This is a genomic window from Citrobacter sp. Cm038, from assembly GCF_030333105.1.
GTDB classification, from domain to species: domain Bacteria; phylum Pseudomonadota; class Gammaproteobacteria; order Enterobacterales; family Enterobacteriaceae; genus Citrobacter; species Citrobacter murliniae.
In genome coordinates this window covers 200,628-214,646 of record NZ_JAOWGO010000025.1, presented here as the reverse complement: position 1 = coordinate 214,646, position 14,019 = coordinate 200,628, and the positions used below count along the sequence as shown (strand labels likewise).

Sequence of the window (14,019 nt, the reverse complement as noted above, 5' to 3'; positions counted from 1 at the left end):
CGCTGATCAACGCGAAATCATTCACTATGCATAGTGGCTATAAGTCAGCTCACAGGGGCAGATGAAGGATGACGTTTAAGAGCCTCGCAAGAATAACTTTAGCCAGGATTCAAGGATATAGCTCAGATTAAAAAACGTCTTTTATCAATTTTTTATGCAGGTTTTGTCTATGACATAAAGCGGAAGGCAAAGAATTGAAGTGAATAATTCTTTAATAAAAGGTTAAATGCAGAATAAAAAAATGCAATACGCAACCGCTATGGCAGCGGCTGCGTTAAATGTGTCACTGCTAAGAAAGAATTAATGGAGGAAATGGTTTTCGGTGCTGCTATTTTGCGCATCTTCTTCGGCGTTAAACAACAGCTGGTGTGCCCCGGCCTCAAGGATCACCATCGATATCTGCTCTTCACTCTGACGAACAAAACATTCAAACTGCTCGAAAGTCACGCCAGGCATAACGGATAAAGACTGGCAAACCACCAGCTTTGGCAGATTATCATCCTGCATATCTAAAAACGCTTTCACCGTCAGCGAACTGGCATTAATAGCAGACAGATCGGCCGCAAGCGGCAGCAGTGCAGAAGGTCTGACTTCCGCCATTGCAGAGAACAGAATGACGTTATCTACCAAATCAATTTTCGCATCAAAGATGCCGTCGAAGTTCTGCATGTGTGGTAAATGCAGCGCCTGACAGGTATCGCATTCAAAAAAACTCATGCCCAGGTCGTCGAGCCATTGACGCAACGTATCCAGAGTGGGAACGACCAGTGATGTCATAATAATGTGCGACCTCTTACGATGAAAAAATTACCGGCACAGCTTACGCAAAAAGACCGTGTCATACCACGATCGCAATCGATATTGCGCTTAACCGCCGATTTTAAGACAGAATTCAGGTGTTGCGTGACGTTCGATCCACTGGATCATCCGCGCAGCAATATCTATCCCTGTAGTTTTCTCCACGCCTTCCAATCCAGGAGAAGCGTTGACTTCCATGACCAGTGGCCCGCGATCTGCGCGCAGAATATCAACCCCCGCCACATCCAGCCCCATTGTCTGAGCGGCTTTGATGGCGATCTCCCTTTCGCGAGACGTGATATTTGCAATACTGGCAACTCCGCCACGATGGAGATTAGAACGAAAATCACCATCTTTCGCCCGACGCTCAATGGCGGCCACAACCTCGTCACCTACAACGAAACAGCGAATATCGCGGCCTTTCGCTTCTTTAATATATTCCTGAACCAGTATATGAGCGTTCAACCCACGAAACGCATCCACGACGCTCTCTGCAGCCTGACGCGTTTCGGCCAGCACTACACCGATGCCCTGTGTGCCTTCGACCAACTTCACCACCAACGGTGCCCCACCGACCATATCAATCATGTCGCTGGTATCATCCGGCGAGTGTGCAATCCCGGTGATGGGGAGATCTATCCCCTGGCGCGCCAGCAGTTGTAACGAACGCAGCTTATCGCGCGCACGGGTAATTGCTACCGATTCATTCAGCGGATAGCTGCCCAGTATCTCAAACTGACGTAACGCAGCAGTCCCATAAAAAGTAATGGCCGAGCCAATCCTTGGGATGACTGCGTCAAAATGGGGTAGCTGGCGGCCCTTATAATGAATAGAAGAAGCCGCCGGGCTAATGTTCATATAGCAAGAAAGGGGATCGATAATTTCTACCAGGTGGCCGCGATGCATCGCCGCTTCACGCAGGCGTTTACACGAATAGAGCGTTCCGTCCCGGGACAAAATGGCAATTTTCACCCTGCACCTCTCTGAAAGACCTGGTAAAAGCTGACGTATCATACACCGGGTTAGAATCTTTAGCGCGTCGCCCAACCTTGTTTATGCAAATATTCCAGGATAAAGGGGCGACTTTCTTTAATGATGGTACGGCGGATGTGATCGCTCCAGGTATCGCGACGCGTGTTACTGCCACGGGTCAGATAGTACTGCGCGAGCTGTTCATCATATTGCGCCAGAATGTCCTTATCGAGCGGTTGGTACTGATTTTCATGCACGACGATTGCAGCAGGCAATCGCGGTTTGATGTCCGGGTTATCGGCAGGCCAGCCGAGACAAAGACCAAACAACGGTAAGACGTGCTGCGGGAGTTTCAGGAGCTCGGAGACTGCCTCAATATTATTGCGCAGGCCACCAATATAGACGCCTCCGAGTCCCAACGATTCCGCGGCCGTTAGCGCATTTTGCGCCATCATAGCCGTATCAACCACGCCCAGCAGCAGTTGTTCCGCCAGCCCTAACTGAGCATCCGGGCAGATCTGTAAATGACGATTGAAATCAGCGCAAAACACCCAGAACTCAGCAGCCTGGGCGACATGTTTTTGCCCTCCAGACAAGGTAACCAGCGATTCGCGCAGAGTTTTATCGGTAATCCGAATTATTGTACTGCATTGTAAAAAGCTGGAACTTGAAGTTCCCTGGGCAGCAGCAATAATCGCATCTCGTTGTGCATCCGAAATCGACTCGTCAGTGAAATGGCGAATGGAGCGGTGACCGCGAATTAAATCAATGGTTGGAGTCATCTCTTTTATCTCTGACTGAATGGGAAGTCGCGTCGGATGAACGCGACATCAACTGCGGCGCAAGCAGTCGTGCAATGCGCCACATCAACACCACCGCCGCAGGAAGCATCAGCAATACACCCAAAAAGATCATCACGACGCAGGCTACTGAGCTGTTAAACGGCGCGGGTAAGGTGAGGTAATCGTTAAGCGACAGCAACGCCAGCGCTAACAATACCATACCAATCATTTCCAGAATCAATACGCTCCTGGGTAACACACCAATTGTGCGCATAAGTGGCCTCCCGGTGAAGTGGTGCTTAGTGTATACACTATGAATTTCGGGTTGTACTGAAGCGGCAAGCCCGTGATCTCCAGCAGCATAGATAACTCTATGGCAGGTGTGAACGGATGCAGACCACAAAATGTAGCCTGAAAGACAAAGGGTATAGACTAAGGGTATCAAAGCAACAGGCTCAACCTGCTTTCCATCTATCGTAAATCGCGGCATCATAACGGTAATTCGCCATCCGGCCTGATAAGTTCGAGGAGAAAGAGATGTTTGCTGTTATTTTTGGTCGCCCAGGGTGCCCGTATTGCGTGCGCGCAAAAGAATTAGCAGAAAAATTGAGCAATGAGCATGACGATTTTAACTACCGCTACATTGATATCCACGCTGAAGGTATTACCAAAGCGGATCTGGAAAAAACGGTAGGTAAGCCTGTTGAAACCGTACCGCAGATTTTTGTCGATCAAAAACACATCGGCGGCTGCACGGATTTTGAAGCGTGGGCAAAAGAAAATGCGAACCTGTTCGCCTGATTAGTGTTTCAACGCCCTCCGCTGGAGGGCGTCGTTAGTTTTTTTTACGTCGTTGATGTTGGTTAAATAAGCTACTGATAAATAAAAAACACAATGCGCCAAGCGCGCACCAAAACACCGCACTAAACAGCCATGCCAGTTCTTGCCACAGCGAACGCGTGGGCATAAAGACGAACCGCATCAGCAACAGGCAACATGGTGCCGCCAACATTGCACCAAGAAGAGGTCTGAGCACCTCCCGACGGTGGGAGAAAAAGCTTGCCGCTGCACCTGGCAATATAAAAAACAACAACCCGACTTCAGGATGTCCAGCCGCTTTAAATGCCCCTTTCACGTTTAGCGTTAATGAAAGACACACCACAATAAAAAGCACAAAGCAGCAGATCGCACCCGCCCAACCTTGCTTATGTTTCAACCGTTCCTCCTGACTTTTTCTCTATCGAACACTCTTTTCGCCCAAAGGCGTCCAGTCAGATAAAGTTACTCGGCATTCCATGCCAAAAACACACCCACACGATTCTTATAGCCGTTGATACGTAATGAGATTAAACTAGCCACATATATTGTTATGCTGCTTTTATTTGGGGCTGTATACGAAGCTGTCGCCCCTTAATTTCTGGCAAAAACATTAGCGTAAATTGCCATTTCTTTCAATAGCTTACTAGTAAACAAGAAGTTAGCCTCCGTGAATATAAACGTCGCAGATTTGTTAAATGGGAATTACATCCTGTTATTATTTGTGGTCCTGGCGCTGGGCCTGTGTCTGGGTAAATTACGTCTGGGCTCAGTCCAACTCGGTAATTCCATTGGCGTTTTGGTAGTCTCCCTATTATTAGGGCAGCAGCACTTTAGTATTAACACTGATGCATTAAATCTCGGCTTTATGCTGTTTATTTTTTGTGTCGGAGTGGAAGCGGGTCCCAACTTTTTTTCCATTTTTTTTCGCGATGGTAAAAATTACCTAATGCTTGCTCTGGTAATGGTCGGTAGTGCAATGCTGATCGCCCTGGGGCTGGGTCGGCTATTTGGCTGGGACATCGGCCTGACAGCCGGTATGCTGGCTGGCTCAATGACCTCCACACCTGTGCTGGTAGGCGCAGGCGACACATTGCGGCATTCAGGAATGGCAGGTACGCAGCTGTCAAGTGCCCTTGATAATCTGAGTCTGGGTTACGCCCTCACCTATCTTATTGGACTGGTCAGCCTGATCGTCGGCGCACGCTACCTGCCGAAACTGCAACATCAGGATCTGCAAACCAGCGCACAACAAATCGCACGTGAACGCGGTCTGGACACTGACGCTAACCGTAAGGTGTATCTGCCCGTGATTCGGGCCTATCGTGTCGGTCCGGAACTGGTCGCATGGGCTGACGGTAAAAATCTGCGTGAGTTGGGCATCTATCGCCAGACTGGTTGTTATATTGAACGCATCCGTCGCAACGGCATTTTGGCGAATCCTGATGGTGACGCAGTGCTACAAATGGGTGATGAGATTGCCCTGGTGGGTTACCCGGATGCGCATGCCCGCCTCGACCCAAGTTTTCGTAATGGCAAAGAGGTGTTCGATCGCGATCTGCTCGATATGCGTATCGTCACCGAAGAGATTGTTGTCAAAAACCACAATGCCGTCGGTCGTCGTCTGGCGCAGTTGAAACTAACCGATCACGGCTGCTTCCTTAACCGCGTGATCCGCAGCCAAATTGAGATGCCAATCGATGACAACGTTGTACTCAATAAAGGCGACGTGTTGCAGGTCAGTGGTGATGCCCGTCGTGTCAAAACCATTGCTGATCGTATCGGCTTTATTTCAATCCATAGTCAGGTGACCGACCTCCTTGCCTTCTGCGCCTTCTTTATCATCGGTCTGATGATCGGGATGATCACCTTCCAGTTCAGTAATTTCAGCTTCGGCATTGGGAATGCAGCCGGATTACTGTTCGCCGGGATCATGCTTGGCTTCTTGCGCGCCAACCATCCTACGTTTGGCTATATTCCGCAGGGTGCGCTGAATATGGTGAAAGAGTTTGGCCTGATGGTATTTATGGCAGGCGTCGGTTTAAGCGCTGGCAGCGGTATTGGCAACGGCCTCGGTGCCGTGGGTGGTCAAATGCTGATTGCCGGTTTGATTGTCAGTCTGGTTCCGGTGGTTATCTGCTTCTTGTTTGGTGCTTACGTATTGCGTATGAACCGCGCCCTGTTGTTTGGGGCCATGATGGGAGCGCGTACCTGTGCTCCGGCAATGGAAATCATCAGCGACACGGCGCGCAGTAACATTCCGGCCTTAGGTTATGCGGGCACTTATGCAATTGCTAACGTCCTGCTGACGCTGGCAGGGACACTTATTGTCATTGTCTGGCCAGGCCTCGGTTAAGACTGATAATTATCCTTAAGTGAAAATTTTTTGCAGGTAAGCAGAACTTTTCTTCAAGGTGTCAGTCATAACTATTGCCACTGCTTTTCTTTGATGTCCCCAATTTGTGGAGCCCATCAACCCCGCCGTTTTGGTTCAAGGTTGATGGGTTTTTTGTTGCCTGAAATTCAGCTCCCGCCCCTCAAATACCACAATCCCCCCATAATTCGCGCAATTTGCAGCATGCCGTTTATGGCACATACTTTTGATTGATGCTTTCTGGTGATGGAGATTCATAATGTTGCTTTCAGGCAAAAACGTAGTGATCTTCGGCGGAGGTGGCGCGATCGGTAGTACGGTTGCACGCACTATGGCGCGTGAAGGGGCGAATGTGTTCCTTGGTGCACGTAGCAAGGGAAAGCTAGACTGCGCTGCCGACAGTATCCGCATGGCCGGTGGCACGGCTGAAATCTTCATCGTCGATGTACTTGACGAACAGTCCACAACTCAACATATTGCACAACTGGCTCAGCAAGCCGGTGGTATTGACGTGGTGGTAAACGCAACTGGCTTTATGCACGAACAGGGCAAAAGAATAGAAGCGTTATCTCTGGCTGAGTTTATGAGTGGCATCACCCCTTTTCTCTCCGCACAATTCAATATATCAAAGGCCGTCACTCCGTATATGGGCGGTGAACGTGCAGGCAGTATTATCACCGTCGTAGCTCCTGCGGCACCGATGGCAATGCCAGGACATCTGGGCCACATCGTTGGCTGCGCGGGAACCGAAGCCTTTATTAAAGCGCTCGCCAGTGAACTTGGCCCACAGAATATTCGAGTCCTCGGCGTGCGATCGCATGCAATTGTGGATGCGATACAGGCCGGCTCTTACACAGAGGAAATATTCACCACAAAAGCTCAGTCAATGGGGTTAACCGTGGAACAATGGCTGGGTGGCGCCGCACAAAGCACTATGCTCAAACGTCTGCCCACTCTGTTACGAATCGCCGAAGTTATAACATTTCTGGCATCAGATCATGCCAGTGCAATGACTGCTACGGTGGTGAATGTAACAAGTGGCGCCACCGTCAGCTAATGTAGCTCTTCCCCCTCACACCGTATGTTGCTCCGTTATCCTGTGCACTGCCGGGCGTGAACAGAGCGCAATACCAAAAACGATAACCAGCGCACTGACCAGATGATACGAATGTAGCGTCACATGCAAAAATACCACGCTAAATAATCCTCCACTCAAAGGGATCAGGTGTGAGTATATTTCTCCACGCGTGGCCCCGATGGCGCTAATGCCTTTGTTCCAGAGTAAATACGACAGCCAGGACGGAAAAATAATAAGGTACATGACCCCGGAAATAACTGCAGAATTCACATAACCACTCCAGTCCGGAACACCATCACGCATCAGTTCTATAGCTAGCACCGGAAGAAGAACAATTGCGCCTATCAGTGCACTCACAGCGACGAATGCATTTCCCTTAACCTCACGAGGTTTAATTCGCAGAAAAGCACAGTAGACGGCCCAACTAAGCGCTGAGCCCATAGTCCAGAAATCGCCCTGGTTCAGATGACTAAACACCTCCGGATGCATCAGATTACCCTGCAATATTAGCCAGATAACGCCAACAGTACTGAGTATCACACCAGCAATATTACGCAAAGAGATCCTCTCCTTGAAAAAGAGTTTATTGATTAGCAAGACTATTGCTGGTGTGGTCGACATATAAATCGCCGCATTCAGAGATGTCGTATATTGTAGGCCGATGTACAAGGTCAACGGAAAAAGGACCTGACCACATAACGCGAGGAAAACGATAGTACTCATGTTTTTTTTCATCGCCGGCCACTGCTCTGTAACCTGGCGAAAATAAAGCGTCATCAATAATAGTGCGGTAGCTATCCAGCGCACCGCAGATAAAACAACAGGATTAACGTCAGCGACCAGTATGTGGCCGATTACATAATTCCCGCCCCAAAAACAGGCTGCCAGACTGAGTAAAATATAGGGCATAAATAAGCCTTTTTGTTACATTCACGGTATAACAACAAGGCTACGGCGGTGTCCGAATGAATGCTAATATAACGTTTTCATCCATGTGCATAGATTAAAACTATGAAATTCACGCTAAGGCAACTTGAGTTTTACATCGCGCTCGCCGAAACATTACAAATTTCCAAAGCAGCAGCACGTTGTCATATCTCTCAGTCATCGATGACCATCGCCATGCGGAACCTGGAAGAAGCATTAGACGCACAATTATTTGTACGATATCCCAAAGGTGTGAAGCTAACCGCTGAGGGTGAGCGCTTTCTGGCTCATGCCTGTAACATCATCAACAGTAGCCGGGCCGCCGTTGACGCCCTGCATGACAGGAGTGATCTCCTCTGCGGTACGGTGCGTATTGGGGTTGCCGAAACGCTCTCCGCCTATCTTATCCCGGATATACTTGATGACATTGAACGCCGTTTTCCGCTGCTGGAGATCATTTTTCATGAAGATACAGCGCCAGAGTTAGTTCAGGCGCTGCGACAAAAGAACGTTGATTTTTGCCTGCTACTGACTTCGAATATCAGCCACGACGCTGACCTGAAAATCGAAACCTTCATTCGCTCACAACGACGCCTGTGGAGCTCAATCGGGCACCCGTTGCAAAGCCAGCCAGCAATCCGTCTGAAAGATGTCGTGAAGCTACCGTTTTTACTGCTGGAAACCGACAAGTATCCCGACGTCATCACAGACTACTGGCAACAGCGTGGCTACGCGCCTGACATCTGTTTTCGCAGTAATTCTTTTGAGGCGATACGCAGCCTGGTCGCCAAAGGCAGAGGAATAACTATTTTGTCAGATCTGGTATATCGCCCCTGGTCGCTGGACGGATTACGCGTCATGCGCAGAACGATTGATGATTTTATTACGTATATGGATGTCGGGACCGTGACAAATGCGAATCAACCGCTGACAACAGAAACCCGGAGAGTCATCGACTTTTTACGTCAGGCGATTACCCGCCTCGACAGTTCGTTTTAAGAAAATCACGCCTGCGGCAGCCCTGCAATACGTTCAACCATAACCAGAATATCTTCTCGACACAGTGGCGTTTTATCCGTCACAAAGTGCAGAGTCATCCCTTCAATAAACGCATCCAGAGCCCGAGCCGTGGCCGGATCGAACCACTGCTCTAACGTTTGCTGACTGCGCAGCATCCAGTTTTGCATCACCATTTTCAGTGCTGGTTTTCGGCTGGCAAAAGCATAAAGCTGGTACATTAGCTCCATATTGTCCGGCGTGGTGACCTGTGAACTGTAGATCATACTGGTAATGGCATGACAGGCCTGCGACGCATTTGAAACGTCATCAAAGAATGCCTGATATTGCTGCGACATGGTTTCAGTGAAACGACCAAATGCCGCCATTAAAAGCTCATCCATTCCCGAAAAGTAATAAGTCATAGAACCCAAGGGTACCTGAGCAATTATTGCGATTTTGCGGTGTGTAACCGCATGAATACCATGGGTTATTATCGCTTCCAGAGTAGCCTGAACTATTTTTTCCCGCCGTTGTGGATCGTTCGCGCGTCGCACTGTATTTCCTCTGAGTACATTTATGTACAAATGTACACAACCTTGCTAATGTTGTCTTCTTTCCTCTTCTCTTTGGCTCGAATTCATGACAGGCATCTCATCACGCAAAGCCCTAAGACGCCGTACCTGGGCGCTATTCACATTCTTCTTTTTACCAGGATTATTAATGGCTTCCTGGGCAACGCGTACCCCAGCCATCAGAGATATCCTCTCCATTTCCACTGCGGAAATGGGCGCAGTATTGTTTGGACTCTCTATTGGTTCGATGAGTGGCATTCTATGTTCGGCCTGGCTGGTGAAACGATTTGGCACACGAAAGGTGATTCGCACCACCATGTCTTGCGCAGTCACAGGAATGATGGTCCTCAGCCTGGCGCTATGGTTGCACTCACCATGGTTTTTTGCATTTGGTTTGGCCGTATTTGGTGCCAGCTTTGGTGCCGCAGAAGTTGCCATTAACGTTGAAGGCGCGGCAGTTGAGCGCGAAATGAACAAAACCGTTCTGCCGATGATGCATGGTTTTTACAGCCTGGGAACTCTTGCCGGTGCCGGCGTCGGGATGATTCTTACCGCCCTTAGCATACCGGCGACTGTACATATTCTGCTGGCGGCGGTAGTCACGATTACCCCAATATTCATCGCCATAAAAGCCATTCCTGACGGCACGGGCAAAAATGCCACCGACGGATCTCATTCGAGCGAAAAGGGGCTACCTTTTTACCGTGATATCCAGTTGTTGCTCATCGGCGTAGTGGTTCTGGCAATGGCTTTTGCCGAGGGTTCCGCCAACGACTGGCTTCCGCTATTGATGGTGGACGGACATGGCTTTAGCCCGACATCCGGTTCATTGATTTATGCCGGTTTTACGCTGGGAATGACCGTCGGACGGTTCACTGGCGGCTGGTTTATCGACCGTTACAGCCGCATCGCTGTCGTGCGTGCCAGCGCGCTAATGGGGGCGCTTGGGATTAGCCTGATTATTTTTGTTGATAGCTCGTGGTTAGCGGGCGTTTCCGTCATCCTGTGGGGACTTGGCGCATCGCTTGGCTTCCCACTGACTATTTCGGCGGCCAGTGATACCGGTCCCGATGCCCCAACCCGCGTGAGCGTGGTTGCGACTACCGGCTACCTGGCCTTCCTGGTTGGACCGCCGCTGTTGGGCTATCTGGGTGAACACTACGGATTACGCAGCGCAATGTTAGTCGTGCTGGCATTGGTGCTGGTAGCGGCTATCGTGGCGAAAGCTGTCGCCAAACCAGATTCAAAAACTCAAACTGCGATGGAGAACGGCTAATGGGTATCAAGTTAATTGCGGTAGATATGGACGGTACTTTTTTAAGTGACCAAAAGACCTACAACCGTGAGCGGTTCATGGCGCAGTATCATCAGATGAAAAAACAAGGGATCCGCTTTGTTGTCGCCAGCGGTAACCAGTATTACCAGTTAATATCCTTTTTCCCCGAACTGGCTCACGAAATCTCATTTGTGGCGGAAAACGGCGGCTGGGTGGTCAGCGAAGAGGAAGATGTATTTAACGGTGAGCTGGCAAAGGATGATTTTGATGTCGTCGTGGAACATTTGTTGACGCGAACGGACATCGACATTATTGCCTGCGGGAAAAGCAGCGCCTACACACTGAAGCAATACAGTGATGAACTAAAATCGGTCGCGGCTATGTACTATCATCGTCTTGAATTTGTAGATAACTTTGACAACATCAACGACGTATTCTTCAAATTCGGGTTGAATATCTCAGACGATCGTATCCCCCAGGTTCAGGCGGACCTCCATAACGCAATTGGCGATATTATGGTTCCGGTTCATACGGGCTACGGCAGCATTGATTTAATTATTCCAGGAGTGCATAAGGCAAACGGTCTGCGTCTGCTACAAAAACGCTGGAATATTACCGACGATGAAGTCGTGGTATTTGGCGATGGTGGAAATGATATTGAGATGCTGCGCCAGGCGGGCTTTAGTTTTGCGATGGCAAACGCCAAAGACACGGTGGTCGCGGCGGCAAAATATCGCGCGGGTTCAAATAACGAAGAAGGCGTGCTGGATATTATCGATCGTGTGCTCAAAAACGAAGCGCCGTTTACACAATAATCTCTTAGCACGGACGGCAACAAAACGTTGGGATGATCTCTTCATAATCCGCATCAAATTAACCCGCTGGATAATTACCTCCAGTGAACATTTCAGGTGAACTGATGATGAAGAAAAGTGTACTGATGGCAGCATTGTTGCTGGGGGTTGCGGGAACGACAATGGCGCAGAGCGTAACCGTTGATGTGCCAGACGGGTATAAAGTGGTGGTGGTCCCTTCTTCCGTGAGTGTTCCACAGGCGGTAAGCGTCACGACCGCACCGCAAACGGTCTATGTTGCACCGGCCCCCGCACCTGCTCCCGTTTATCGTGCGCATCCTTATGCACGTCATGTTGCCAGCGTTGGCGAAGGGATGATTATCGAACATCAAATCGACGACCATCACTAACGCTTTGAATGCCTGATAGCGAACAACTATCAGGCATTGAAATCCTATCCTTCCCGGGAATCTCCGACCCGTTTATCCTTCAGGAAGATAAACATCAGGACCAGCCAAATTATACCGCTTGCCAGATTAAACAGGCTAAATAAGCCGTTTCCACCGATCAGATACGCATGTTTGCTCAACTCAATACCGACGGTAAAAATCAGCATCTGTAGCATGCCCATTGCGGCTGAAACAGTCCCTTTGCTCATTTCGCTGGCAAACAGTGTCAGGCGCACCAGACCTGCATTCGCCACACCTATACCAAAAGCATAAATACTCAAACCTGCCGTCATCCACAGATAAGCATGGGAAGAAACCACCGTGGCTGCCGCAGCGATAATCAACCCCACAGCAACTGGCCAACCGCCCAGAATAATCAGCGATCGTACTGTGCGCCGCGAAGTCAGACGAGCCAGCACCAGATTCCCGGCAATCAGCGCACCAAAAATCGGCACCTGTAACAGACCATATTCATAGCTGCTGAGATGTTCACCACTAATAATGATAATCGGGGACTGCGCAATCCAGGCCAGTAACGGCAGGCTGACAAAGCCCAGCGCCAGTGCTCCGGCGACAAAACGCACGTTTTTAAGCACCAGTTTGTAATCTTTGCCAAGCTCTTTAATGGATAGCTTTTCACCCAGCCGGGTTGCCGTTTCAGGCATCGCGCGCTGTAAGCCAAAAAAGGCGATGGCCGCCAGTGCCGCAAACAGAACAAACATCCCTTCCCACGGAAGAACATGCACCCAGGCGGCTCCGACTAACGGCCCCAACAAAGGTGCAATCAGCGCCACATTCGCCATGAGTGCGGTAATTTTAATACAGACCGCCTCTTTAAAGGATTCCTGAATTGCGGCATAGCCCACCGCGCCAATAAAGCACAGGCTGATCCCTTGCAAAAAACGCAGGAAGGTAAATTGCTCAATATTCTGCGCAAACAGCGTCGCCAGGCAGGTAATAATGAACCAGACAACACCGGTTAACATCACCGGGCGACGGCCTATGCGATCCGACAGCGGCCCAAGCAGCCATTGCAAAAACATGCCACCAGCCAGATAAGCAGTCATGGAAGTTGGAACCCAATCTAATCCAGCCTGATATTGCTCCACTACTGCCAACATTCCGGGCTGGATCATATCGTTACCGATATAAGTAGAGAATTCGTAAAGCACCAGACAGAGAGGGAAAAGTAATGCCTGACGCCCCAAACGGGCGCCTGAAGATAAACGGTTCTGCATGCAGTCTCTTAACAAATGAAAAAACTCGCAAAGTGTAATAAATGCGCCGAACTGGTGATAGTGAATTATGTGAATTGAAAGCAAAATGCGCACATTTTTACACTCGTTTTCACAATATCCTCCCGCGTTAAGGTTAATTTAAGTTGAAGTCGTTATCATGGTGATTAAATCTCAATAGCTGTATTAAAACTCTTCATTTAACAGATAAATAAGACAAAACCACTTTTTCTCAGGTGGCCGCGATTTTATGATCTGTCTGATACGGATATGAGGCGCATTGCTCGCCTTTTTTTTAAACACTGTACTGAGTCTGGATGTTATGCTGGAAAATCTGAATAACTCGCTTTTTTACCTGATCAACGCCACGCCAGACTCTGCGCAGTGGGCGATCTCGCTTGCCATTTTTATCGCCAAAGATCTGATCAATATCGTACCGATATTAGCCGTTGTACTCTGGCTTTGGGGCCCGCGTAGCCGTGTTATCATTCAGCGTCAGTTGGTTATAAAAATGGCGATCGCGCTGATCGTCGGTTTAACCATTTCGTGGCTGATGGGCCATCTGTTCCCACACGATCGTCCGTTCGTTAATCATATCGGTTACAACTTCCTGCACCATGCGCCTGATGACTCTTTCCCAAGCGATCACGGTACGGTCATTTTTACCTTTGCGCTGGCGTTTTTGTTCTGGCATCGCCTCTGGTCTGGCACACTGTTGATGGTCATCGCTGTCGCAATTGCCTGGTCGCGGGTTTACCTCGGCGTACACTGGCCGCTGGATATGCTGGGCGGATTGCTGGCAGGCCTGATCGGCTGCCTGAGTGCACAGATGATCTGGCAACGATTTGGCGCCCCTCTGTATAACGGTTTGCAAGCGTGCTATCGCACCTGCTTCGCCCTGCCCATCCGTAAGGGCTGGGTGCGTGACTAACCCTTGGTAAAAAGAG

The 14,019-nt window shown here is 49.5% G+C and carries 16 protein-coding genes; 8 read left to right on the top strand and 8 right to left on the bottom strand.

All coding sequences use genetic code 11. The features are described from left to right. Positions 1-300 precede the first annotated feature (300 nt). From OGY01_RS20560 to OGY01_RS20545, 4 genes are all read right to left on the bottom strand, one after another. Positions 301-777, bottom strand: a complete 477-nt coding sequence (locus OGY01_RS20560) for a type III secretion system chaperone family protein (protein ID WP_045441234.1) — start codon at positions 775-777, stop codon at positions 301-303. Positions 778-867: 90 nt separating this feature from the next. Next, complete coding sequence (gene rimK, locus OGY01_RS20555) at positions 868-1,770, bottom strand: 30S ribosomal protein S6--L-glutamate ligase (RefSeq protein WP_045441233.1); 903 nt, start codon at positions 1,768-1,770, stop codon at positions 868-870. A 59-nt stretch (positions 1,771-1,829) separates the two neighbouring features. After that, positions 1,830-2,552: a nitroreductase NfsA gene (nfsA, locus tag OGY01_RS20550; protein WP_045441232.1), complete on the bottom strand. Its 723-nt coding sequence runs from the start codon at positions 2,550-2,552 to the stop codon at positions 1,830-1,832. Beyond that, positions 2,536-2,826 (bottom strand): DUF1418 family protein, encoded by a 291-nt coding sequence (locus tag OGY01_RS20545; RefSeq protein ID WP_045441231.1) that lies wholly within the window; start codon positions 2,824-2,826, stop codon positions 2,536-2,538. Before OGY01_RS20545 ends, nfsA begins: the two co-directional genes overlap by 17 nt. 263 nt (positions 2,827-3,089) lie before the next feature. Here OGY01_RS20545 and OGY01_RS20540 point away from each other — a divergent pair, with 263 nt between their 5' ends. Then, the gene (locus tag OGY01_RS20540) at positions 3,090-3,353 is read left to right on the top strand and encodes a GrxA family glutaredoxin (RefSeq protein ID WP_045441230.1); all 264 of its coding nucleotides are present in this window, start codon (positions 3,090-3,092) and stop codon (positions 3,351-3,353) included. A gap of 34 nt (positions 3,354-3,387) precedes the next feature. Here OGY01_RS20540 and OGY01_RS20535 read toward each other — a convergent pair whose 3' ends face one another. After that, on the bottom strand, positions 3,388-3,768 hold the full coding sequence (locus tag OGY01_RS20535) for an inner membrane protein YbjM (RefSeq protein ID WP_045441229.1): 381 nt from the start codon (positions 3,766-3,768) through the stop codon (positions 3,388-3,390). Positions 3,769-4,038: 270 nt separating this feature from the next. Between OGY01_RS20535 and OGY01_RS20530 the strand changes: the two genes are divergently transcribed. Then, positions 4,039-5,724, top strand: a complete 1,686-nt coding sequence (locus tag OGY01_RS20530) for an aspartate:alanine antiporter (RefSeq protein ID WP_045441228.1) — start codon at positions 4,039-4,041, stop codon at positions 5,722-5,724. 277 nt (positions 5,725-6,001) lie between these two features. Further along, positions 6,002-6,799: an SDR family NAD(P)-dependent oxidoreductase gene (locus OGY01_RS20525; protein ID WP_286493596.1), complete on the top strand. Its 798-nt coding sequence runs from the start codon at positions 6,002-6,004 to the stop codon at positions 6,797-6,799. Positions 6,800-6,814: 15 nt separating this feature from the next. Here the strand turns inward: OGY01_RS20525 and OGY01_RS20520 are convergent, their stop codons facing one another. After that, the gene (locus tag OGY01_RS20520) at positions 6,815-7,729 is read right to left on the bottom strand and encodes a DMT family transporter (protein WP_286493595.1); all 915 of its coding nucleotides are present in this window, start codon (positions 7,727-7,729) and stop codon (positions 6,815-6,817) included. A 102-nt stretch (positions 7,730-7,831) separates the two neighbouring features. On the opposite strand from OGY01_RS20520, the gene OGY01_RS20515 reads away from it, so the two are divergent. Continuing rightward, positions 7,832-8,746: a LysR family transcriptional regulator gene (locus OGY01_RS20515; protein WP_045441225.1), complete on the top strand. Its 915-nt coding sequence runs from the start codon at positions 7,832-7,834 to the stop codon at positions 8,744-8,746. A 5-nt stretch (positions 8,747-8,751) separates the two neighbouring features. On the opposite strand, the gene OGY01_RS20510 is transcribed toward OGY01_RS20515, so the two are convergent. Continuing rightward, positions 8,752-9,300, bottom strand: a complete 549-nt coding sequence (locus OGY01_RS20510; protein WP_200010702.1) for a TetR/AcrR family transcriptional regulator — start codon at positions 9,298-9,300, stop codon at positions 8,752-8,754. An 85-nt stretch (positions 9,301-9,385) separates the two neighbouring features. Between OGY01_RS20510 and OGY01_RS20505 the strand changes: the two genes are divergently transcribed. The 3 genes from OGY01_RS20505 (at position 9,386) to OGY01_RS20495 (ending at position 11,798) form a co-directional block, all read left to right on the top strand. Continuing rightward, complete coding sequence (locus OGY01_RS20505; protein WP_286493592.1) at positions 9,386-10,594, top strand: MFS transporter; 1,209 nt, start codon at positions 9,386-9,388, stop codon at positions 10,592-10,594. Further along, positions 10,594-11,409 carry a Cof-type HAD-IIB family hydrolase gene (locus tag OGY01_RS20500; RefSeq protein WP_045441222.1) on the top strand — a complete coding sequence of 272 codons (816 nt, stop codon included), beginning with the start codon at positions 10,594-10,596 and terminating at the stop codon, positions 11,407-11,409. Before OGY01_RS20505 ends, OGY01_RS20500 begins: the two co-directional genes overlap by 1 nt. A gap of 107 nt (positions 11,410-11,516) precedes the next feature. Then, positions 11,517-11,798: a hypothetical protein gene (locus tag OGY01_RS20495; RefSeq protein ID WP_045449517.1), complete on the top strand. Its 282-nt coding sequence runs from the start codon at positions 11,517-11,519 to the stop codon at positions 11,796-11,798. Positions 11,799-11,842: 44 nt separating this feature from the next. On the opposite strand, the gene OGY01_RS20490 is transcribed toward OGY01_RS20495, so the two are convergent. After that, positions 11,843-13,075, bottom strand: a complete 1,233-nt coding sequence (locus OGY01_RS20490) for an MFS transporter (RefSeq protein ID WP_286493591.1) — start codon at positions 13,073-13,075, stop codon at positions 11,843-11,845. A 319-nt stretch (positions 13,076-13,394) separates the two neighbouring features. On the opposite strand from OGY01_RS20490, the gene ybjG reads away from it, so the two are divergent. Continuing rightward, a complete protein-coding gene (ybjG, locus tag OGY01_RS20485) occupies positions 13,395-14,003 on the top strand; it encodes an undecaprenyl-diphosphate phosphatase (protein WP_286493590.1) in 609 nt (202 codons plus the stop codon). The last annotated feature ends 16 nt before the right edge of the window (positions 14,004-14,019 follow it).

Excerpts from the sequence above, each read along its gene's own strand:
- OGY01_RS20560 (WP_045441234.1), bottom strand. The coding sequence starts at position 777 with ATGACATCACTGGTCGTTCCCACTCTGGATACGTTGCGTCAATGGCTC.
- nfsA (WP_045441232.1), bottom strand. The coding sequence starts at position 2,552 with ATGACTCCAACCATTGATTTAATTCGCGGTCACCGCTCCATTCGCCAT.
- OGY01_RS20545 (WP_045441231.1), bottom strand. The coding sequence starts at position 2,826 with ATGCGCACAATTGGTGTGTTACCCAGGAGCGTATTGATTCTGGAAATG.
- OGY01_RS20540 (WP_045441230.1), top strand. The coding sequence starts at position 3,090 with ATGTTTGCTGTTATTTTTGGTCGCCCAGGGTGCCCGTATTGCGTGCGC.
- OGY01_RS20525 (WP_286493596.1), top strand. The coding sequence starts at position 6,002 with ATGTTGCTTTCAGGCAAAAACGTAGTGATCTTCGGCGGAGGTGGCGCG.
- OGY01_RS20520 (WP_286493595.1), bottom strand. The coding sequence starts at position 7,729 with ATGCCCTATATTTTACTCAGTCTGGCAGCCTGTTTTTGGGGCGGGAAT.
- OGY01_RS20515 (WP_045441225.1), top strand. The coding sequence starts at position 7,832 with ATGAAATTCACGCTAAGGCAACTTGAGTTTTACATCGCGCTCGCCGAA.
- OGY01_RS20505 (WP_286493592.1), top strand. The coding sequence starts at position 9,386 with ATGACAGGCATCTCATCACGCAAAGCCCTAAGACGCCGTACCTGGGCG.
- OGY01_RS20500 (WP_045441222.1), top strand. The coding sequence starts at position 10,594 with ATGGGTATCAAGTTAATTGCGGTAGATATGGACGGTACTTTTTTAAGT.
- OGY01_RS20495 (WP_045449517.1), top strand. The coding sequence starts at position 11,517 with ATGAAGAAAAGTGTACTGATGGCAGCATTGTTGCTGGGGGTTGCGGGA.
- OGY01_RS20490 (WP_286493591.1), bottom strand. The coding sequence starts at position 13,075 with ATGCAGAACCGTTTATCTTCAGGCGCCCGTTTGGGGCGTCAGGCATTA.
- ybjG (WP_286493590.1), top strand. The coding sequence starts at position 13,395 with ATGCTGGAAAATCTGAATAACTCGCTTTTTTACCTGATCAACGCCACG.